Here is a 20964-nt window from a genome sequence, read left to right on the forward strand (position 1 = left end):
GGCATGAAACTGCCTGCCGTTGCTGCTGCTTCCGCCCTCCTGCTCACCCTTGCTGCCTGCTCGCAGCGTTCCGAGTCGGTCGCCCATGATCTGGCGACCGCACCGGCCGATGCCTTCATGGCGGCCATCGCCGCGCATTGCGGCCAGGCCTTCGAGGGCCGGGTGGTGGAGGACACGCCGGCACCCACCGGCAAGGACCCGTTCGCCGGCCAGCGCCTGGTCATGCATGTGCGCGGCTGTGCCGACCCGGCCCATGAGCTGCGGATCCCCTTCCATGTCGGTGATGACCATTCGCGCACGTGGGTGCTGACCCGTACCGAAAATGGCCTGCGGCTGAAGCACGATCATCGCCACCCGGATGGCAGCGCCGATGCGATCACCCTCTATGGCGGCGACAGCACGCCGCCGGGCACCGCCGAGCGGCAGCAGTTCCCGGCCGACACCGATTCCGTGGCGATGTTCCGTCGTGCCGACATGCGGGCCTCCACCTTCAACACCTGGGCGATGGAAATCGATCCGGACCAGACCTTCGTCTACGAGCTGACGCGACCGGAAGGCCGGCGCTTCCGCGTGAAGTTCGACCTGAGCAGGCCGGTCGACCTGCCGCCGCCACCGTGGGGCGACGAGAAGGCACCCGCACCCTGACCCCGGAAAGATCCCCAGTGGATCCACGCCATGCGTAGATGCGGGATACCTGACCGGGGTCAGAGCCCTGGCCGTCGGCCAGGGATCCGACCCCGGGGCTCAGCGCGCGCCGAAGCGCGCCCGGCAGCCGTTGCTCACCCACACCTGGCCGCGCGAATAGCCCCAGCTGCGGCCTTCCTGGCAGGCACTGCCGGACAGCTGCTGCTGCAGCACCGGCCGGCCCTGGCGCTCATCCCAGTCGCAGTTCTGCGTGCGGTTGTTGTTGCTGCTGCAGGTGATCGAATAATTGCTGTTGCCGCCGCCCCAGCCACCGCCGCCGCCGCCCCAGCCGCGGGCCTCGGCGAACTCGGCGCGGCAGCCGTTGCTGACCCAGACCGCGCCGTTGCGCACGCCCCAGGTGCGGCCTTCGTCGCAGGGGCTGCCGGACAGCTGGCGGACCAGGCGGGCGTTGCGCCAGCCGACCGGGCAGCTGCGCTCACGGTTGCTCTGGCTCTCGCAGCGGATGGTTTCGCCGGGACGGCCGTTGTTGCCGCCCCAGCCACCGCCATTGCCGCCGCCCCAGCCGCCGCGGGCTTCAACGAACTCGGCGCGGCAGCCATTGCTGACCCAGATGCTGCCATTGCGGCTGCCCCAGGTGCGGCCCTCGTCGCAGGCGCTGCCGGACAGCTGGCGGACCAGCTGCGCATTGCGCCAGCCGGTGCTGCAGACACGTTCACGGTTGTTCTGGCTTTCGCAGCGGATCACCCCGTCCTGCGCAGCGGCCGGAGCAGAGGGCAGGGCGAGCACGGCCAGCGTGCTCAGGGTCATGGCCAGGCTGGCCAGGGACAACGATTTCATGGCGGCATCCCATACGGTGGCAGGTGCCCGACTATAGGGACCGGGGCGATCAAGCCGGCGTGACTGCCCGGATTTGCCCCGGCCGGGGCCTCGGCCGCAGAATACGAGGCTTTCCGGCCCCCATCCGGTGCCGGCGTTCTCCAGCGGAGCTTCCCCCCATGCGTACCCACTTCTGCGGCCTGGTCGACGAGACCCTGATTGGCCAGACTGTCACCCTCGCCGGCTGGACCGACGTGGCCCGTAACCAGGGCGGCGTCTGCTTCATCGATCTCCGGGATCATGAAGGCATCGTGCAGGTGACCGTGGAGGCCGACAACGCCGAAGTGTTTGCCGTGGCCGCGTCGCTGGGCTACGAGGACGTACTGCAGGTGGAAGGCGTCGTGCGCGCCCGCCACGCGGTGAACGACAAGATGCGCACCGGCAAGGTGGAAGTGATCGCCACGGCCATCACCGTGCTGAACAAGGCCGCGCCGCTGCCGTTCCACGCCCACGAGAACCCGGGCGAGGAAACCCGCCTGAAGTACCGCTACCTGGACCTGCGCCGCCCGGAAATGCAGCGCATGCAGCGCACCCGCATCAAGCTGGTGCAGGCCCTGCGCCGCCACCTGGACGAAAAGGGCTTCCAGGACATCGAGACCCCGATCCTGACCAAGGCCACCCCGGAAGGCGCACGCGACTTCCTGGTGCCGGCGCGCATGCACCCGGGCGAGTTCTACGCCCTGCCGCAGAGCCCGCAGCTGTTCAAGCAGATCCTGATGGTGGCCGGGTTCGACCGCTACTACCAGATCGCGCGCTGCTTCCGCGACGAAGCGCTGCGCGCCGACCGCCAGCTGGAATTCACCCAGCTGGACATGGAGTTCGCCTTCGTCCGCGAGCGCGACGTGCAGGACTTCGTCGAGGACATGATCCGCGCCATCTTCAAGGAGGTGGTCGATGTCGAGCTGGATGCCAGCTTCCCGCGCATGACCTGGGCCGAGGCGATGCGTCGCTATGGTTCGGACAAGCCGGACCTGCGCATCGCGCTGGAACTGGTCGATGTGGCTGAACTGGTCAAGGACAGCGAGTTCCCGGTGTTCACCGGCCCGGCCAACGATGCCGAAGGCCGCGTCGCCGCGCTGCGCATCCCGGGCGGCGCGTCGCTGAGCCGCAAGCAGATCGACGAGTACGCCGCGCATGCCGCCAAGTACGGCGCCAAGGGCCTGGCTTACATCAAGATCGCCGACAACGGCGAAGTCAGCTCGCCGATCCAGAAGTTCTTCAGCGAGGAGCGCTTCGCCGCGCTGGTCGCCCATGTCGGTGCCGGCAACGGCGACATCGTGTTCTTCGGTGCCGGTGGCTACAACAAGGTCTCCGACTTCATGGGCGCGCTGCGCCTGAAGGCCGGCAAGGACTTCGGCCTGCTCGCCGACGGCTGGGCGCCGCTGTGGGTCACCGACTTCCCGATGTTCGAGTGGGACGAGGAAGAACAGCGCTACGTCGCCCTGCATCACCCCTTCACCGCACCGGCCGTGGACGACATCGCCGACCTGCGCGCCAATGCCCGTACCGCCGTCTCGCGCGGTTACGACATGGTGCTCAACGGCAATGAAATCGGCGGCGGTTCGATCCGTATCCACCGTCCGGACATGCAGAGTGCGGTCTTTGAACTGCTGGGCATCGGTGCCGAAGAGGCCCGCGCCAAGTTCGGCTTCCTGCTCGACGCGCTGAACTACGGCGCGCCGCCGCACGGTGGCATCGCCTTCGGCATCGACCGCATCGCCGCCCTGATGGCCGGCACGGAGTCGATCCGCGACGTCATCCCGTTCCCGAAGACCACCGGTGCACAGGATCTGATGACCGACGCGCCGTCGCCGATCGTCGACGCGCAGCTGGCCGAAGTGCACATCCAGGTTCGCCCCAAGACCAACTGATCAGGAGATCCAGGCAATGACCGAATTTGCGTTTTCGCTGGAGTGGGAAAAGCTGGGCAATGAAGGCTCCGAGGCCACCCTGGTCACCGAGCGTGCACGCGTGTTCGGTGGCTGGCTGGTCCGTGTCGGTACCAACCCGGCGGCGATGGCGCTGACCTTCGTCGCCGACGGCGAAGGCCGTTGGGACGGTGAGGACTTCGGCGTCGAGGATTACGAGGACGACGAAGAGGAAGAGTACGACGAGGACGAGGACGGCGAGGAAGAAGAGGACGAAGAGGAATACGAGGAAGAGGACGAGGACGAAGACGAAGACGCGGAATCGCCTGAAAAGGCTTGACCGGCGCTTCGCCCTGGCGTCAACTTCCTGCATGTATTCGATCCGCCGCGCCACCGTGGACGACGCGCCGACCCTGTCGGCGCTGGCCGCCCGCACGTTCACCGAAACCTTCGGCCATCTGTATCCACCGCAGGACCTGCAGGCCTTCCTCGAAGAGGCCTACTCGGTCGAGCGCCAGCGCGTGATCCTGGCCCACCCCGATTACGCGGTGTGGCTGCTGGAACTGGACGGGGAGGCGGTCGGCCATGCCGCCGCCGGCCCCTGCGGCCTGCCGCATCCGGAGGTGAAACCCGGTGACGGCGAACTCAAGCGTCTGTACCTGATCAAGACCCAGCAGAGCTGCGGCTGGGGCAGCCGCCTGCTGGAAACCGCACTGGCCTGGCTGGAGCACGAAGGCCCGCGCACGCTCTGGCTGGGGGTATGGTCGGAGAACTTCGGCGCGCAGCGCTTCTATGCACGCTACGGTTTCGAGAAGGCCGGCGAGTACCTGTTCCCGGTTGGCGATACCAACGATCTGGAATTCATCCTGCGCCGCGCACCGCGCGCGTCCTGACGTTCACCGCGGCTTGCTGCGCGCGCGTGTTCAATCACCCCACGTTCCTGCCCCGCTGACCGCCAGGCTGTTTGCATGACTCCCCCCGTACTGCTGCTGCATGGCATCTGGAATGCCCGCGCCTGGGTCGGGCCGCTGGCCTGGCGCCTGCGCGCGCGCGGCTTCCAGGTGCATGCGTTCGGCTACTCCTCGGTGTTCGGCGGCCCCGACGTGGCCGTGCCGCAGCTGCTGGAGCGGCTGGCCGACGCCGGCCCGTTGTCGCTGGTCGGCCACAGCCTGGGCGGACTGCTGGCGCTGGAGGCGCTGCGGCGCAACCCGGAACTGCCGGTGCAGCGCGTGGTCTGCCTCGGTTCGCCGCTGCGCGGCAGTGGAACCGCGCGCTCGTTGTCCGAGCACGGCTGGGGCCTGGCACTGGGGCGCAGCAGCGAATTGTTGCTTGATGGCCTGCCGGACTGGCAGGGCAATGCCGAAGTCGGGCTGATCGCCGGATCGGTGCCACATGGGCTGGGCAGCCTGCTGGGTGCGATCGACGATGCGTCCGACGGCACCGTGGCACTGTCCGAGACGCGGCTGCCGGGCCTGGCCGACCATTGCGTGGTCCGCACCAGCCACAGCGGCCTGGTGGTGTCGCCTGATGCCGCGCGGCAGACCGCACATTTCCTGCGCCACGGCCACTTCGACCACAGCCGCGACGCGGCGGCGGCCTAGAGGCAGGGAACGCAGGGCCGCCTTGCAGCGCCGAGCCCATGCTCGGCGGCATTCCGTCGGGCCGATTGAGCCGAGCATTGGCTCGGCGCTACAACAATAGGGGGCCTAGACACGGTTGCCGCCCCCGATCAGGTAGAATCCGCGCCTTGATCCTGAAGCAGCCAAACGGTAGCACCCATGGGTAGAGGCCCCTCCATCGAAGCCCGCAAGAACGCGTCCGACGCGAAGCGCGGCAAGATTTTCACCAAGATCATCCGCGAGATCGGCGTTGCCGCGCGCGGCGGTGGAGGCGACCCCAACAACAACCCGCGCCTGCGCGTGGCAGTGGACAAGGGCCTGGCCGTGAACATGTCCAAGGACGTGATCGAGCGCGCCATCAAGAAGGCCACCGGTGAACTGGAAGGCGTCGATTACGAGGAAATCCGCTACGAGGGCTATGCCCCGGGTGGCGTGGCCGTGATCGTCGACTGCCTGACCGACAACCGCGTGCGCACCGTGGCCGACGTCCGCCATGCGTTCAGCAAGTGCGGCGGCAACATGGGCACCGAAGGCTCGGTGGCCTTCATGTTCAAGCGCCTGGGCGTGCTCAGCTTCGCCCCCGGCGCCGACGAGGAAACGATCACCGAAGCGGCCATCGAGGCCGGCGCCGACGACATCGTGGTCTATCCCGACGACGGTTCGATCGACGTGGTCACCAGCCCTGACGCGTTCAACGCGGTCAAGGACGCGATGGCCGCTGCCGGGCATGTCGCCGACCACGCCGAGATCACCTTCCGCGCCGACAACGACATCAAGGTCGAGGGCGAGGTCGCCCTGCAGGTCAAGAAGCTGCTGGACATGCTCGAAGACCTGGACGACGTGCAGAACGTGTATTCCAACGCCGAACTCGGCGCCGACGCCTACGCCTGAGCCGTCCCCGACGGCCTGGGCGCGGGCCGTTGAACGGTCACCGCGGACAGTCATGAGCCCATACGCCTGCCAGCGCACTCCGTTCCGCCCCGCCAGGAGCGCGGCATGACCCGCATCCTCGGCATCGATCCCGGTTCGCAGCGGACCGGGGTCGGCATCATCGATGTCGATGCTGCCGGCCGCGTCAGTTACGTGCACCACCAGCCGCTGATGCTGCTGGGTGCCGACGACTTCCCGCAGCGCATGAAACTGCTGGTGCTGGGCCTGGCCGACCTGTGCCGCGAGTACCAGCCGCACGAAGTGGCCATCGAAAAGGTGTTCATGGCCCGCAATCCCGATTCGGCGTTGAAGCTGGGCCAGGCCCGCGGCGCGGCGATCTCGGCGGTGGTGCTGCGCGACCTGCCGGTGCACGAATACGCTGCCAGCGAGATCAAGCTCGCCGTGGTGGGCCGTGGTGGCGCCGAAAAGCAACAGGTTCAACACATGGTCGGGCTCATGCTCAACCTGAAAACCAAGCTGCAGGCCGACGCGGCCGACGCGTTGGCGGTGGCGATCACCCATGCCCACGTAAGGGCAACGGCCAACCGCCTGGGGCTCAGTGCCCGCCAGGCGTGGGGCCGCAAATGAGGAGCTGCACGCAATGATCGGTCGACTGCGCGGCATCGTCGCCTACAAGGCGCCGCCGTGGCTGGTGGTGGACGTGAACGGAGTGGGCTACGAACTGGAGGCGCCGATGAGCACCTTCTACGACCTACCCGAGCTCGGCCGCGAGGTCACCCTGTACACCCACTACGCGCAGAAGGAGGACAGCGTCTCGCTGTACGGCTTCCTGCGCGAGGGCGAGCGGCGCCTGTTCCGCGACGTGCAGAAGGTCAGCGGCATCGGCGCGAAGATCGCGCTGGCCGTGCTGTCCGGCGTCAGCGTCGAGGAATTCGCGCGGATGGTCCAGGCCGGCGACATCACCGCATTGACCCGCATCCCGGGTATCGGCAAGAAGACTGCCGAGCGCATGGTGCTGGAACTGCGTGACCGTGCCGCCCAGTTCGGTGCCGGCGGCGCGCTGCCCACCGGCAGCGGCCCGGCGCCGGCCGATCCGCTGTCCGATGCCACCGTGGCCCTGCAGCAGCTGGGCTACAAGCCGGCCGAAGCCGCGCGCATGGCCCGCGATGCCTTCAATGAAGGCGACGAAGTGGCCACCGTGATCCGCAAGGCGCTGCAGTCGGCGCTGCGCTGAACGGCCTTCCTTTCCCTCAACGAACCGCCTGAGCTTCGCCAGGAGTCCCATGTCCAGCAGTCAAACCCCGCACGCAGCCGCGCCCGGCGGCCACGGCCACGCCCCCTCCGCTGGAGGGCTGGCGCTGGTCATCGGTGCGATCGGCGTGGTCTTCGGCGATATCGGCACCAGCCCGCTGTACACCCTGAAGGAGGCGTTCTCGCCGCATTACGGGCTCAACAGCGACCACGACACCGTGCTGGGCGTGCTGTCGCTGGCGTTCTGGGCGCTGAACCTGGTGGTGACGCTGAAGTACGTCACCATCATCATGCGCGCCGACAATGACGGCGAAGGCGGCATCATGGCGCTGATGGCGCTGACCCAGCGCACGCTGCGCAACGGCTCGCGCTCGGCGTACGTGGTGGGCATCCTGGGCATCTTCGGCGCCTCGCTGTTCTTCGGCGACGGCGTGATCACCCCGGCGATGTCCGTGCTCAGTGCGGTGGAAGGCCTGGAGGTGGCCGCGCCGGGCCTGCATGTCTTCATCGTGCCGGTCACCCTGGTGGTGCTGCTGGCGGTGTTCGCCGCGCAGCGCTTCGGCACCGAGAAGATCGGCAAGGCGTTCGGGCCGATCATGGCGATCTGGTTCCTGTCGCTGGCGGCGATCGGCATCTACAACATCGTCGACGCACCGGAGGTGCTGAAGGCGTTCAATCCGTGGTGGGGCATCCGCTTCTTCATGGAGCATGGCTGGCACGGCATCTTCATCCTTGGCGCGGTGGTGCTGGCGGTGACCGGCGGTGAGGCGCTGTACGCCGACATGGGCCACTTCGGCCTGCGTCCGATCCGCCATGCCTGGTACTTCTTCGTGCTGCCGTGCCTGGTGCTGAACTACCTGGGGCAGGGCGCGCTGGTGCTCAACCACCCCGAGGCGCTGAAGAATCCGTTCTTCGAGGCCGTGCCGTCGTGGGCGCTGTACCCGATGATCATCCTGGCCACCATGGCGGCGGTGATCGCGTCGCAGTCGGTCATCACCGGCGCATTCTCGGTCTCGCGCCAAGCCATGCAGCTGGGCTACATCCCGCGCATGCGCATCAAGCACACCTCGCACGACACCATCGGCCAGATCTACATCCCGGGCATCAACTGGGGCATCGCGGTGATGGTATTCGGCCTGGTGCTGGCCTTCCGCAGCTCGTCCAACCTGGCCGTGGCGTACGGCATTTCGGTGTCGGCCACGATGCTGATCGACACCCTGCTGCTGGCCGTGGTGGCGCGGACGTTGTGGCCGAAGTCGCGTGGCTGGCTGCTGCCGCTGTGCGTGGTGTTCTTCATCATCGACCTCGGCTTCGTCATCGCCAACGGCGCCAAGCTGCTGCAGGGCGCCTGGTTCCCGGTGGTGCTGGGCATCTTCCTGTTCACCATGATGCGCACCTGGCGCCGTGGCCGCGAGCTGCTGCGCGACGAGATCCGCAAGGACGGCATCCGCCTGGATACCTTCCTGCCGGGCCTGATGCTGGCCCCGCCGGTACGCGTGCCGGGCACCGCGGTGTTCCTCACCGCCGACCCGACCGTGGCGCCGCATGCGCTGATGCACAACCTCAAGCACAACAAGGTGCTGCACGAGCGCAACGTGTTCCTGCACGTGGAAACCCTGCCGATCCCCTATGCGATGGAAGGGCAGCGGCTGAAGATCGAATCGGTGGGCGACGAGTTCTACCGGGTCTACGTGCGCTTCGGTTTCATGGAGACCCCGGACGTGCCGCTGGCGCTGATGCGTTCGTGTGACCACGGCGGCATCTACTTCGACCCGATGGACACCACCTTCTTCGCCAGCCGCGAGACCATCGTGGCCACCGCCAACCGCGGCATGCCGATCTGGCGCGACAAGCTGTTCGCGCTGATGCATCGCAACGCCGCCCCGGCCACCGGCTTCTTCCGGATTCCGGGCAACCGCCTGGTGGAACTCGGGGCCCAGGTCGAGATCTGAGGTCTGGTAGTGCCGGCCGCTGGCCGGCATCCGCCGCACCACTGGTGTTCATGGGGTTGCCGGCCAGCGGCCGGCACTACCGTGCTTCCGGCCCCGGAATGCAACCATTTACCGCATAATCACGGTATGACCGACGACCGCATCATCGGCGCCGGCGCCACCCGCGAGGATGACGCCGCCGACGCCAGCATCCGCCCCAAGCGCCTGGCCGACTACCTCGGCCAGGCCCCGGTGCGCGAGCAGCTGGAGATCTACATCGAAGCGGCCAAGGCCCGCGGCGACGCGCTCGACCACGTGCTGATCTTCGGGCCGCCCGGCCTCGGCAAGACCACCCTCAGCCACGTCATCGCCAACGAGCTGGGCGTGGCCCTGCGGGTGACCTCCGGCCCGGTGATCGAGAAGGCCGGCGACCTCGCAGCGCTGCTGACCAACCTCCAGCCGCACGACGTGCTGTTCGTGGACGAGATCCACCGCCTGTCGCCGGTGGTCGAGGAAGTGCTGTACCCGGCGATGGAAGACTTCCAGATCGACATCATGATCGGCGAGGGCCCTGCCGCCCGCTCGATCAAGATCGACCTGCCGCCGTTCACCCTGATCGGTGCCACCACCCGCGCCGGCCTGCTGACCGCTCCGCTGCGCGACCGCTTCGGCATCGTCCAGCGCCTGGAGTTCTACAGCGTCGAAGAACTGACCCGGATCGTGCGCCGCTCGGCCACCATCCTCGGCATCGACTGCACCGCCGATGGCGCCGGCGAGATCGCGCGCCGCGCGCGTGGCACCCCGCGTATCGCCAATCGCCTGCTGCGCCGGGTGCGTGACTACGCCCAGGTGAAGGCCGGCGGCCATATCGACGAGGCGGTGGCACAGGCCGCGATGAAGATGCTGAAGGTCGACCCGGAGGGCTTCGACGAGCTGGACCGGCGCCTGCTCAAGACCCTGGTCGACTACTTCGACGGCGGCCCGGTCGGCATCGAATCGCTGGCCGCGGCGCTGTCGGAGGAGCGTGGCACGCTGGAAGACGTGGTCGAGCCGTACCTGATCCAGCAGGGCTTCCTGGTGCGTACCGCGCGCGGCCGCATGGCCACCCACAAGGCTTACCGGCACATGGGCCTGAAGCCGAAGAATCCGCCGCAGGACCTGTTCGCGGAGGTTCCCGATGTCGGTTGAGCCGCGATTCAGTTGGCCGACACGCATTTACTGGGAAGATACCGACGCGGGTGGCGTGGTCTACCACGCCCGCTACGTGGCCTTCATGGAACGGGCCCGGACCGAATGGATGCGCGCGCTCGGCTACGGCCAGGAGCGCATGCGCGCCGAGCACGGGATGGTCTTCGCGGTGCGCTCGATGCAGATGGATTTCATCAGGCCGGCACGGCTGGATGACACCCTGCAGGTGACTGCCCGCCTGGTCCAGCTGAAGAAGGCCAGCATGGTCTTCGACCAGCAGATCCTGCGCGACGGCGAGCTGCTGCTGTCGGCCCAGGTCCGCATCGCCGCACTGGAAGCGGCCAGTTTCCGCCCGCGTGGCATGGACGAGGCCGTCCTTGCCGTGCTGCAACCCCACCTCCACCCCGAATCCGAACACTGAGGAACAACGGATGATCGCAACGCTCCTGGCCCTGCAGGCCACGGTCACCGAGGCACTGCCGGCCGACGTCAGCAACGCCGCGACACAGACCCTTGCCCAGGCCACCACCGGCGGCGGCATCAACTACCTCGAACTGATGGCCAAGGCCAGCCTGCCGGTGAAGATCATCGTGCTGCTGCTGCTGGTCGGCTCGTTCGTCAGCTGGGTGATCATTTTCCGCAAGGCCCGCGTGTTCAAGCAGGCCACCCGCGAAGCCGACGAGTTCGAGAACCGCTTCTGGTCCGGTGCCGACCTGGGCAAGCTGTACAGCGCGGCCACCGACCGCAGCCGCAGCGTGACCGGCCTGGAAGCCATCTTCGAAGCCGGCTTCCGCGAGTACACCCGCCTGCGCGACAAGCGCCGCCTGGATGGCCGTGCGCAGCTGGAAGGCGCCCAGCGCGCCATGCGCACCACCTATACCCGTGAAGTGGACCAGCTCGAGCGCAACCTGGAGCTGCTGGCCAACATCGGCTCCACCGCGCCGTACGTGGGCCTGGTCGGTACCGTGTTCGGCATCATGGTGACCATGCACGACATGATCAGCAGCGGTGCGCAGGCCGGCATCGCCGCCGTCGCGCCGGGCATTTCCGAAGCCCTGTTCGCCACCGCCATCGGCCTGTTCGTGGCGATCCCGGCGGTGTGGGCGTACAACCGCTTCACCACCCGCGTCGAGCGCATGTCGGTGCGGTTCGAGACCTTCGCCGAAGAGTTCAGCTCCATCCTGCAGCGCCAGAGCGCTGGCGACGAGTAAGCGCCTGACCCGGGAGTCCAAGCCATGTCCGCTGCCATCGGTCGCCGCAAGCGCCGCAAGCTGAAATCGGAAATCAACGTCGTTCCCTACATCGACGTCATGCTGGTGTTGCTGATCATCTTCATGGTCACCGCGCCGCTGCTCACCCTGAGCTTCGACGTCGACCTGCCGCAGTCCAATGCCAAGGCGCTGGAGAGCAAGCAGGACCCGGTGATCGTCTCGGTGCGCCAGGACGGCCAGCTCAGCCTGAAGCTGCCCGACGCCAAGGAACCGACCGCCGTGTCGGCCGAGGAACTGGAAGGCCGCCTGGCCGGCATCGCCGCCCAGGACAAGGGCGTGCGCGTGATCGTCGCCGCCGACCGCGCCGTGGCCTATGAGAAGGTCATTGCCGCGATGGACGTGATCAAGCGCGCCAAGGTAGACAAGGTAGGCCTGGCCACCGATGCACGCTGACGCCCTGCCACCCCCGCATCAGCGCGAACCCGGCTGGGGCCTGCCCCTGGCGCTGGCGTTGCTGGTGCACCTGCTGGTCGCGCTGGTCTTCATCGTGGCCTGGCTGTGGTCGCCCCAGCGCAATACCGACGCCGCCGCAGGCGATCCCTCGGTCGAGGCCAGCCTGGCGCTGTCCGCGTCCGAGGCCTCGGCCGCGCGCCAGGCGCTGCGCCAGTCGGAGAAGCTGGAGGACCTGCCGCCGCCGGTCGCCGAACCGATCCCGGTGCCGGAAGACACCATCCCGCCGCCGCAGCCGATTCCCGAACCGCGCCCGCAGGACGCCCCCACGCCGCAGCAGCAACAGGCGCAGGAGCGCGTCGCGCAGCCGGATACCAAGGACCAGGAAGCGGTCAGCGCGCTGGCCATCTCGCAGGAGAAGGCCAAGCAGGAGCAGGAAGCCAAGCGCCGCCAGGAGCAGATCGACCTGACCGAGCGCAAGCGCCAGGAAGAAGCGGAGCAGAAGCTGCGCCTGGCCAAGCAGCAGGAAGCGGACGAGAAGAAGAAGCAGGCCGAGCAGGAACGCGTGGCCGCCGACAAGGCCGAGGCCGAGAAGCAGAAGAAGATCGCCGAGATCCGGGCCCGCCGCGAGCAGGCCGAGAAGGAAGCCAAGCTGGCCGAGCAGAAGCTGCGCCAGGTCGCCGCCGCGCGCAATGCCGCCGGCAGTGCGGCCGCCGGTGCCAGCGGCGCCTCCCAGCCGGCCGCCGGTGGTGGCGGCAGCAGCGACGATCTTTCAGCCAAGTACGCCGCAGCAATCCAGGCCAAGGTGCTGTCGCAGTGGGTGCGCCCGGATACGGTGCCGCTGGGCCAGCGTTGCCAGATCACCATTACCCAGATTCCGGGCGGCACGGTGATGCAGGCCAAGGTCAGCCCGAACTGCCCCTACGACGAGGCCGGCAAGCGTTCGATCGAGGCCGCCGTGCTCAACGCGCAGCCGTTGCCGTACCGCGGCTTCGAGTCGGTGTTCGCACGCACGCTCAACTTCACCTTTACCGCCCAGGATCGCTGAGACGGGGAGGGCAGGGCGGCTCTCGGGCCGCCCGCGCCGACTGATGTCGCAATTGCCGCTGGCGGACCGGGGCTTGACCCGACAGGCTGTGGGCGGTCGTCGGGCACCGTAGCGCTGGGCGGTGACCGGGGCAGGCGGCGCGATGTTAGCCACGACGTTAACGGTGTGTGAGAGGACGGGCTGGAACTGACCCGGAATTCACGTACCCTTGGTTCATGATTGCGAAGCGGTTCACCGCCGCTTTGTTATCCCTCGTTCCGGTTTCCCCCTATTGAGCGCTCCATGAAAAAGATGCCTCGCTGGCTTGCCGTGTTTGCGGCCCTGTTGCTGCCCTTTGCTGCCGTCGCGCAGCAGAAGGGGCTGGATATCGACATCATCGGCGGCAATGCCTCCGCCCTGCCGATCACCATCGTGCCGATGCCCTACCAGGGTTCGTCGGCCGCTCCGCAGACCGACGTCGCCGGCGTGGTCCGCGCCGACCTGGAGCGCTCGGGCCAGTTCCGCACGCTGCCGGAAGCGCAGATCGTCGAAAAGCCGGTGCGCGGCGGCGACATCCAGTTCGCCACCTGGCGCGCGCTGAAGCAGAACTACATCGTGGTCGGCCGCGTGCTCGATGCCGGTGCCGGCGCCTACCGCGTCGAGTACGAACTGTTCGACGTGCCCAAGGGCGAGCGCCTGCTCGGCCTGGCAATGACCGCCCGTGGCAATGCCATGCGCGACGTTGCCCACCAGATGGCCGACGCCATCTACGAGAAGATCACCGGCATCCGCGGCGCCTTCTGGACCCGCATCGCCTACGTGACTGCCAGCGGCAAGGGCGACGCCATGCGCTATGCGCTGATGGTGGCCGACTCGGATGGCTACAACCCGCAGACCATCGTGCGTTCGGCCGAGCCGCTGCTGTCGCCGTCGTGGAGCCCGGATGGCAGCAAGCTGGCCTACGTCAGCTTCGAGCGTGGCAATTCGGCGATCTACATCCAGAACATCGGCACCGGTGCACGCGAGCTGGTGACCAGCTTCCGTGGCATCAACAGCGCCCCGGCATTCTCGCCGGACGGCCGCAAGCTGGCCCTGACCCTGTCGCGCTCGGGCAACCCGGAGATCTACGTGATGGACCTGGGCAGCAAGCAGCTGACCCAGCTGACCAACCACTTCGCCATCGATACCGAGCCGACCTGGGCCCCGGATGGCAGCGCCGTCTACTTCACCTCCGACCGCGGCGGCCGTCCGCAGGTCTACAAGGTCGGTGCCGGTGGCGGCAGCGCCGAGCGCGTGACCTTCCAGGGCAACTACAATGCCAAGCCCTCGGTGTCCTACGATGGCAAGAAGATCGCCGTCGCCCAGGGCTCGGGCAACAGCTACAAGATCGCGATGATGGACAGCTCGCTGGGCTCGCCCCGCTGGAGCACGCTGTCCCCGGGTTCGCTGGATGAATCTCCGAGCTTTGCGCCCAACGCAAGCATGGTGTTGTACGCCGCCCGCGAGGGTGGCCGTGGTGTGCTGTATGCCGTTTCCGCCGATGCGCGCGTGCGCCAGCGGTTGGTTCTGGCTGACGGAGATGTGCGCGAACCGGCATGGTCCCCATACCGTACCCAGCGCTAAAAGAGTGTTAATATTTTCGCTGTCTTGAACCCCTCATCGGCTTAGGAGCCACAAAGGTATCGCCATGAACAAGTCCACCCGCGTTCTGCTTGTTTCCCTGCTGTCTGTGGCCGTCCTGGCCGGTTGCTCGAAGAAGGTCAAGGAAGAAGTGCCGGCTTCGGTCGACACCGGCACCTCGACCACCACCCCGACCGGCCCGTCGACCTCCGGCCTGTACGGCCCGGGCGACCTGGACACCGACGCTTGCCTGCGCCAGCGCGTTGTCTACTTCGACCTGGACAAGGAAGACGTGAAGCCGGAATTCCAGGCCATCATGGCGTGCCACGCCAAGTACCTGCGTGACCGTCCGTCCTCGCGCATCACCCTGCAGGGCCACACCGACGAGCGCGGTTCGCGTGCGTACAACCAGGCCCTGGGTGAGCGTCGTGGCAACGGCGTCAGCTCGGCCCTGCAGGCCAACGGTGGCTCGGCTTCGCAGCTGACCGTCGTGTCCTACGGTGAAGAGCGTCCGGTCTGCACCGAGTCGAACGAGTCCTGCTGGTCGCAGAACCGTCGCGTCGAAATCGTCTACACCGCGCAGTAATCCATGCGCATCGGCATCAAACTGATGCTGGTCGTTGCGGCAGCCCTCGTGGCTGCCGCACCGGCGTACGCACAGCGACAGAGCCTGGCCGACCGTGTCGGCGCGCTCGAGCAGCAGATGTACAACAACAGTGCCAACCAGGACCTGTTGAACCAGATCAATCAGCTGCGGCAGCAGGTCACCAGCCTGCAGGCCTCGATCGAGCAGTTGCAGCACGACAATGCCCAGCTCAAGCAGTCCGCCCAGGATCAGTACCTGGATCTGGACAGCCGCCTGAACCGGTTGGAAGGGGGCAATGCCGCCCCGGCCCTGCCGCCCGTTCCGGCGAGCGCGCCGAAGGCCGCCCCGGCCCCGGCAACACCCGCAGCGGCGGCCACTTCCGAGCGGCCGCCTTCCGTCCACGGTGATGCGGGCAGCCTTGCCGCCACTGGCGACGAGCGCACCTCCTACAACGTCGCCTTCGATTCACTGAAGGCCGGCAAGTACGATGATTCGGCGCAGCTGTTCCTGAGTTTCCTGCAGCTGTACCCGAACGGCGTCTATGCGCCGAACGCGCTGTACTGGCTGGGCGAGAGCTACTACGCCACCCGCAATTTCCCGATGGCGGAGGCCCAGTTCCGTGAACTGCTCTCGCGCTATCCGACCCACGACAAGGCCGCTGGCGGCCTGCTCAAGGTTGGCCTCTCGCAATACGGCGAGGGCAAGGTCGACCAGGCCCAGCAGACGCTGGAAGCCGTCGTGGCGCAGTACCCCGGCTCGGACGCCGCGCGCACCGCGCAGGACCGCCTGCAGTCGATCCGGCTGGGCAAGCAGATCCGCTGACCTGCCTGACGGGCGTACACTGCGCACCCTGTAGAGCCGAGCCCATGCTCGGCTGCTTTCGTTTCCGGCGCCGATACACCGGTCGCCCGCCCCTGAAGAATTGCCTGCCATGACCGCCGTTACCCCGTCCAACGCCGTCGCCACGCCCAGCGACATCGTGCAATCGCCCCTGCCGCGCCTGAAGATCACCGAGATCTTCACCTCGCTGCAGGGCGAAGCCGATACCGCTGGCTGGCCGACCGTGTTCGTGCGCCTGACCGGCTGCCCGCTGCGCTGCCAGTACTGCGACACCGCCTATGCCTTCCATGGCGGCACCTGGTGGGATATCGACGATATCGTGGCCGAGGTGCTGGCCCAGGGCGTGCGCCACGTCTGCGTGACCGGCGGCGAGCCGCTGGCGCAGAAGCGCTGCCTGGTGCTGCTGCAGAAGCTCTGCGATGCCGGCATGGACGTCTCGCTGGAAACCTCCGGCGCACTGGACGTCAGCGCGGTGGACCCGCGCGTGTCGCGGGTAGTGGACATCAAGACCCCGGGTTCGGCCGAAGTGGCGCGCAACCGCTGGGAAAACCTGCCGCTGCTGACCGCGCGTGACCAGATCAAGTTCGTCATCTGCAGCCGCGAAGACTACGACTGGGCCAAGGCCCTGCTGGCCGAGCACGATCTGGTAAAGCGCTGCACCGTGTTCTTCTCGCCCAGCAAGAGCGAGATCACCGCACGGCAGTTGGCCGACTGGATCGTCGAAGACCGGCTGCCGGTGCGCTTCCAGATGCAGTTGCATAAAATCCTGTGGAACGACGAGCCCGGCCGATGAGCCGGTGCAGCGTTCCCTGATGTAGCTCCGGCGCGGGACAGCGTGCTGGCTTTCCCCTCCCAACCGGAAGATTTCCCATGAAGAAGGCAGTCGTGCTTCTCTCCGGCGGCATGGATTCAGCCGCCGTCATCGCCCTGGCCCAGGAACAGGGCTTCGCCGTGCACGCCCTGAGCGTGCGCTACGGCCAGCGCCACACCTCCGAACTGGACGCCGCCGCCCGCGTGGCCAAGGCCCAGGGCGTGGTCGCGCACAAGACCGTGGACGTGGACCTGCGCAGCATTGGCGGCTCGGCGCTGACCGACGACATCGACGTGCCCGAGGCCGGCGGTGCCGGCATCCCGGTCACCTACGTGCCGGCGCGCAACACCATCATGCTGTCGCTGGCCCTGGGCTGGGCCGAAGTGCTCGGCGCCAACGACATCTTCTGCGGCGTCAACGCAGTGGACTACTCCGGCTACCCGGACTGCCGCCCCGAGTTCGTGGCTGCGTTCGAGGCACTGGCCAACCTGGCCACCAAGTCCGGCGTGGAGGGGGCGGGCATCAAGGTGCATGCGCCGCTGCAGTTCCTCAGCAAGGGCCAGATCGTCAGCGAAGGCGTGCGCCTGGGCGTGGACTTCGGCCTGACCGTGTCCTGCTACAACGCCGACGCCAACGGCGCCGCCTGCGGCCACTGCGACGCCTGCTGCCTGCGCGCGCAGGGCTTCGCCGAAGCCGGCGTGCCCGACCCCACGCTGTACGCCTGACCGCGTCTGGCAGAGCCGGCCGCTGGCCGGCTTCACTGTAGGTGCGGACCGCGGGTTCGCACTCCTTGTCCTACCGGGCCTGCAACCATCCCGATGCCTCGATGAAGTCGGCCACCTCCTTCGGATCGGCATAGTCCAGCTCGATCATCCGCGCGATGCCGTCCTTCTCATCGGCCTGCTGGCGCATGTACTCCTGCGCGATGCGGTAGCCGGCGTAGTAGCCCAGATCGCTCACACCGAACGGATTGCGCGCACTGTTGTACAGCCAGTTGTCGAGGTTGTCCCCGTGCATCTCGGCAAGGAAGCGCGCGCGGATTTCTGCCTCGTGCGCGGGTCCATAGGTGTACAGCGGCAGTGCCGGACGACGCCCGCTGATGCGCTCCGCCACGTATTCGGCCACGCCCTCGCGCACTGTGTACTGGGCCAGGCTGCCGGTGGTCTCGCGCTGCTGGGTATGCACGTACTCGTGCAGGTTGTTCTGCGCGTTGTTCGCACCCGGACGGCTGTCGTAGAAGATCCGCAGCCGGCTGCGCATCGGCGCGGGCAGCTCGCTCACGTCCACGCGCTCATCGCCCAGCGCCATCTCCGCACCGATCAATACCTTGTCGCCCAGCGTGGTGCCGCCTGTGCGCAGCACGCCCACTGCATACGTGATGGTGGCCGGGCGCAGTGCCGGGTAAAGCGCCCGGAAGGCGGCCAGATCGCGCTCCAGCGTGGCGCTGGCCTGCTGCGCATTTGCGGTCAACGGCCGTACCGACGTCCAGAAGCGTGGCCAGGCCCACATGGCCTCGGCGTATTCGCGGGCAGTGTAGTGGCGCACCTGCATCAGCGCATGCAGGCCGGGACTGCCCGGATCGATGTAGCGCTGCTGGACCAGCGCCACCCGGCGCTCGGCATCGGGTTCGGCGCGCACCGCGTCATAGGTGGCCCAGAAGCGGGCGATGTCGTCAGTGACGACCTGGGATGGGGCGGCCAGGGCTGCGCAGGGCAGCAGGGCGGCAAGCAGGCTGACGATCAGACGCATCCATGGCTCCAGACAGGACCACGGATGGGATGCGCCAGTGGCGCCAAAGGTTTAATCCCGCTGGTAGTGCCGGCCGCTGGCCGGCAACCCGACACACCAGGGTTCCACGCGGCCGGCCAAAATAGGGTAGAATGCCCACCCCGCCGAAAGGCCGGGGCGATGCATTGGGCCGTTAGCTCAGTCGGTAGAGCAGAAGACTTTTAATCTTTTGGTCGAAGGTTCGAATCCTTCACGGCCCACCATTGCATCCGGTATCCAGATCATTCCGAAAGGCACCGCTTGGCGGTGCTTTTTTGTTGCACCTGTTCGCCGCCTTTACTGCGTCCCTGCCGCCTTCGCTTTGGCGGCCGCCACGTCGGCAGCTTGCTGTGCAGTCGTCGCTGCCGCATTCGCAGAACGTGCCGCCTGCGCCTGGACCGCCGCGAAGTCGGCCTGCCGCTGTTCACTGAATCTGCGTTCCAGCTCCATCGCTGCGGCAAAGCTCTCCGGATGCTTCGCAGCACATGCCTGCTGTATCAGTTGTACCGCAGGGTCGGACAACCCGGGTTGGATGTTGCCAAGCAGGCAATCGGCGTAGGTTGGCGAGCCGGCGGCCAGCGCGGTCATGATCACGGCATTCAGCATGTGAACCTCCTTGCAAGTCTGGATGGGGTCCGAGAAGGAACCAGGCCGAGCATGGCCCGGATCATGGCGCAGTGTTCCTGCTTCGGCGTCCGGCGGCTGGGGTCGGGCACGGCGCAAAGCGCGGAATGCGGATGACCCGGCCCGAACGGAGGCGCATGAGGCGAGTTCCGCGTCCGCCATCAATGGCGGATGTACGCACGTGTCGTGCTGGCTTTGTATGCCATTCGCTGTGCGTGCCGTCAGTGACGATTCAAAGACGACACTTTCCCAGGCGCCTGTCCCGGCAAGGCCTGGAACTATGCAGGCCTGCTGAGCCCGCGCTGTGCCATCCGCTGCGGCAACAGCAGCAACGGCCGTTCGACCACGCGATGCACCAGATAGCCGACCACGCAGCATGCCAGCAGGGTCGCAGCAACGAAGAGGCCGTGATTCCACCAGGCCCCTGTGGGCAGCAGCATCGACCATAGGCGGCCGGCGACCGAGATCACGAAGATATGGGACAGATACAGGGCATAGGACGTATCGCCCAACAGGATCAGGCTGTTCGGTGGCGCTCGCCGTGCACGCGCTTCGATCAGCACTGCCCCGGCGACAAGGAGCGCGCTGGCCGTGCCAAACAGCATGACCCGGGTCCACACCGGCATGATCGACGGGCCTTCGGTGGGCAGAAGACTGGCTGCGGCCACCGCGAGTGCTCCCCCGCCAAGTGCCAAGGGCCAGCCAAGGCTGCGCGGAAGGTAGCGCCAGTGCAGGCCCAGCAGCGCACCCGCAATGAATTCGAAGGTGAGCGAATTGATGACCAGCACATGGGCTGGCGAAGTGGCCGCCGGTGCAAACAGATGGGCGGCGCCGATCAGAGCGGCCCACCCGAGCAGGAACGTGGTCAGGGCTCGAGCCGGGACAAAGGCGATCGCCACGGCGAACATCAGATAGAAGTAGGCCTCGTGCACCAGAGTCCACCCTACCGTCAACACTGGAAGTTGCTGGTGCGGAATCAACAGATAGGAGGCCAGTATGCTCTGGTCGTGGTAAGACGAGTTCACCATCGTCGGGACCAGGGCCATCAACACCACCACCAAGGTAGTGAATATCCAGTACGGCGGCAGCACCCGCCACGCACGCCGGGCCAGGAAGGTGCCGGCGGCGGCAATTCCTCCCTCGCGACCGGCGGTGAGGGTGGTCATGACGAAGCCGGACAACACGAAGAACAGATCCACGCCGGCGTCCGCGTAGCGCCCGATCCCGTCGAGGATCGCCTCACCAGGCAGATATTTGATCTCGACACCCCGAAGATGGAACACGACCACGGCCAGCGCTGCGACGCCGCGTAGAACTTGCAGCGACAGAAAGCGGTGTGGACTGGCGTGCTGACTCATCTTTTCTCCCTTGCTGCCGCGCATTGTACTGACCCGGTCCCGTCCTGGGGCGGCACCGGACCGGCCAGTGCGTCGGGTTGGCTTGCACGACTGTGTGCGACGCCTGGCCGACCCGCAGAACCGGAGGTTCGGGCCACGCGCTGATGGCGTGCAGCGCGGCGCAGCCCCCCTGCGAACAAGGGAGGCCGCAGCTGAGAAGGTACTACCTTCGCTTGAGAACAATCGCTGCGATGACGGCGGCGATGCCGACCGGGATGAGAACGACGGCCAGAAGAATGATCCAGTGCCAAATGCTGAAACCTCCCATATCCGAACCCCTTGCAGGAAACGATGCAGGGTAGCACCCGGATGCCAGCCATTCTTTGAGGGACTTCAAGCATCGCGCAGTGCCGTTGTACACG

At 67.1% G+C, this 20964-nt stretch carries 23 protein-coding genes and 1 tRNA gene; 20 read left to right on the forward strand and 4 right to left on the reverse strand.

What is annotated here, in order from left to right:
- Nucleotides 1-3 precede the first annotated feature (3 nt).
- The gene (locus tag AC5P9C_RS10260) at nt 4-645 is read left to right on the forward strand and encodes a hypothetical protein (protein WP_343542138.1); all 642 of its coding nucleotides are present in this window, start codon (nt 4-6) and stop codon (nt 643-645) included.
- 99 nt (nt 646-744) lie between these two features.
- Here AC5P9C_RS10260 and AC5P9C_RS10265 read toward each other — a convergent pair whose 3' ends face one another.
- Nucleotides 745-1482 (reverse strand): DUF3011 domain-containing protein, encoded by a 738-nt coding sequence (locus tag AC5P9C_RS10265; protein WP_053461161.1) that lies wholly within the window; start codon nt 1480-1482, stop codon nt 745-747.
- Nucleotides 1483-1640: 158 nt separating this feature from the next.
- Between AC5P9C_RS10265 and aspS the strand changes: the two genes are divergently transcribed.
- From aspS to queC, 18 genes are all read left to right on the forward strand, one after another.
- Nucleotides 1641-3392 carry an aspartate--tRNA ligase gene (gene aspS / locus AC5P9C_RS10270; RefSeq protein WP_343542137.1) on the forward strand — a complete coding sequence of 584 codons (1752 nt, stop codon included), beginning with the start codon at nt 1641-1643 and terminating at the stop codon, nt 3390-3392.
- Between the two features lie 16 nt (nt 3393-3408).
- Entirely contained in the window at nt 3409-3729 is a 321-nt protein-coding gene (locus AC5P9C_RS10275; RefSeq protein ID WP_053461159.1) for a hypothetical protein, read from the forward strand.
- A gap of 31 nt (nt 3730-3760) precedes the next feature.
- A complete protein-coding gene (locus tag AC5P9C_RS10280; protein ID WP_049465553.1) occupies nt 3761-4282 on the forward strand; it encodes a GNAT family N-acetyltransferase in 522 nt (173 codons plus the stop codon).
- A gap of 75 nt (nt 4283-4357) precedes the next feature.
- The gene (locus AC5P9C_RS10285) at nt 4358-4990 is read left to right on the forward strand and encodes an esterase/lipase family protein (protein ID WP_312558259.1); all 633 of its coding nucleotides are present in this window, start codon (nt 4358-4360) and stop codon (nt 4988-4990) included.
- A 177-nt stretch (nt 4991-5167) separates the two neighbouring features.
- The gene (locus AC5P9C_RS10290; protein ID WP_049465548.1) at nt 5168-5899 is read left to right on the forward strand and encodes a YebC/PmpR family DNA-binding transcriptional regulator; all 732 of its coding nucleotides are present in this window, start codon (nt 5168-5170) and stop codon (nt 5897-5899) included.
- A 105-nt stretch (nt 5900-6004) separates the two neighbouring features.
- Nucleotides 6005-6526 carry a crossover junction endodeoxyribonuclease RuvC gene (ruvC, locus tag AC5P9C_RS10295; protein ID WP_495205157.1) on the forward strand — a complete coding sequence of 174 codons (522 nt, stop codon included), beginning with the start codon at nt 6005-6007 and terminating at the stop codon, nt 6524-6526.
- Between the two features lie 13 nt (nt 6527-6539).
- Nucleotides 6540-7133: a Holliday junction branch migration protein RuvA gene (ruvA, locus tag AC5P9C_RS10300; RefSeq protein ID WP_005418517.1), complete on the forward strand. Its 594-nt coding sequence runs from the start codon at nt 6540-6542 to the stop codon at nt 7131-7133.
- Between the two features lie 49 nt (nt 7134-7182).
- Entirely contained in the window at nt 7183-9102 is a 1920-nt protein-coding gene (locus AC5P9C_RS10305; protein ID WP_049465542.1) for a potassium transporter Kup, read from the forward strand.
- Nucleotides 9103-9228: 126 nt separating this feature from the next.
- Complete coding sequence (ruvB, locus tag AC5P9C_RS10310) at nt 9229-10269, forward strand: Holliday junction branch migration DNA helicase RuvB (RefSeq protein ID WP_049465540.1); 1041 nt, start codon at nt 9229-9231, stop codon at nt 10267-10269.
- Nucleotides 10259-10690: a tol-pal system-associated acyl-CoA thioesterase gene (gene ybgC, locus AC5P9C_RS10315; RefSeq protein WP_049465537.1), complete on the forward strand. Its 432-nt coding sequence runs from the start codon at nt 10259-10261 to the stop codon at nt 10688-10690. The genes ruvB and ybgC overlap by 11 nt, the downstream gene beginning before the upstream one ends.
- Before the next feature lie 10 nt (nt 10691-10700).
- Nucleotides 10701-11480, forward strand: a complete 780-nt coding sequence (tolQ, locus tag AC5P9C_RS10320) for a protein TolQ (protein ID WP_005410752.1) — start codon at nt 10701-10703, stop codon at nt 11478-11480.
- A gap of 24 nt (nt 11481-11504) precedes the next feature.
- Nucleotides 11505-11933 carry a protein TolR gene (gene tolR / locus AC5P9C_RS10325; RefSeq protein ID WP_005410751.1) on the forward strand — a complete coding sequence of 143 codons (429 nt, stop codon included), beginning with the start codon at nt 11505-11507 and terminating at the stop codon, nt 11931-11933.
- Nucleotides 11923-12978 (forward strand): cell envelope integrity protein TolA, encoded by a 1056-nt coding sequence (gene tolA / locus AC5P9C_RS10330; RefSeq protein WP_053461156.1) that lies wholly within the window; start codon nt 11923-11925, stop codon nt 12976-12978. The genes tolR and tolA overlap by 11 nt, the downstream gene beginning before the upstream one ends.
- A gap of 282 nt (nt 12979-13260) precedes the next feature.
- On the forward strand, nt 13261-14580 hold the full coding sequence (tolB, locus tag AC5P9C_RS10335; RefSeq protein WP_049465532.1) for a Tol-Pal system beta propeller repeat protein TolB: 1320 nt from the start codon (nt 13261-13263) through the stop codon (nt 14578-14580).
- Nucleotides 14581-14644: 64 nt separating this feature from the next.
- On the forward strand, nt 14645-15163 hold the full coding sequence (pal, locus tag AC5P9C_RS10340) for a peptidoglycan-associated lipoprotein Pal (protein ID WP_049465529.1): 519 nt from the start codon (nt 14645-14647) through the stop codon (nt 15161-15163).
- A gap of 3 nt (nt 15164-15166) precedes the next feature.
- On the forward strand, nt 15167-15985 hold the full coding sequence (ybgF, locus tag AC5P9C_RS10345) for a tol-pal system protein YbgF (RefSeq protein ID WP_312581765.1): 819 nt from the start codon (nt 15167-15169) through the stop codon (nt 15983-15985).
- 109 nt (nt 15986-16094) lie between these two features.
- Nucleotides 16095-16796 (forward strand): 7-carboxy-7-deazaguanine synthase QueE, encoded by a 702-nt coding sequence (queE, locus tag AC5P9C_RS10350; protein ID WP_049465524.1) that lies wholly within the window; start codon nt 16095-16097, stop codon nt 16794-16796.
- 77 nt (nt 16797-16873) lie between these two features.
- Nucleotides 16874-17539 (forward strand): 7-cyano-7-deazaguanine synthase QueC, encoded by a 666-nt coding sequence (queC, locus tag AC5P9C_RS10355; protein ID WP_343542000.1) that lies wholly within the window; start codon nt 16874-16876, stop codon nt 17537-17539.
- A gap of 70 nt (nt 17540-17609) precedes the next feature.
- Here the strand turns inward: queC and AC5P9C_RS10360 are convergent, their stop codons facing one another.
- A complete protein-coding gene (locus AC5P9C_RS10360) occupies nt 17610-18563 on the reverse strand; it encodes a DUF2268 domain-containing putative Zn-dependent protease (protein ID WP_343542002.1) in 954 nt (317 codons plus the stop codon).
- Between the two features lie 166 nt (nt 18564-18729).
- On the opposite strand from AC5P9C_RS10360, the gene AC5P9C_RS10365 reads away from it, so the two are divergent.
- Nucleotides 18730-18805: transfer RNA gene (locus AC5P9C_RS10365), tRNA-Lys, on the forward strand.
- Nucleotides 18806-18878: 73 nt separating this feature from the next.
- Here AC5P9C_RS10365 and AC5P9C_RS10370 read toward each other — a convergent pair.
- The gene (locus tag AC5P9C_RS10370; RefSeq protein ID WP_343542004.1) at nt 18879-19187 is read right to left on the reverse strand and encodes a hypothetical protein; all 309 of its coding nucleotides are present in this window, start codon (nt 19185-19187) and stop codon (nt 18879-18881) included.
- 296 nt (nt 19188-19483) lie between these two features.
- On the reverse strand, nt 19484-20563 hold the full coding sequence (locus AC5P9C_RS10375) for an acyltransferase family protein (protein WP_343542006.1): 1080 nt from the start codon (nt 20561-20563) through the stop codon (nt 19484-19486).
- Nucleotides 20564-20964 lie beyond the last annotated feature (401 nt).

The sequence above is a fragment of the Stenotrophomonas sp. YJH_SMC_10 genome (assembly GCF_059371555.1).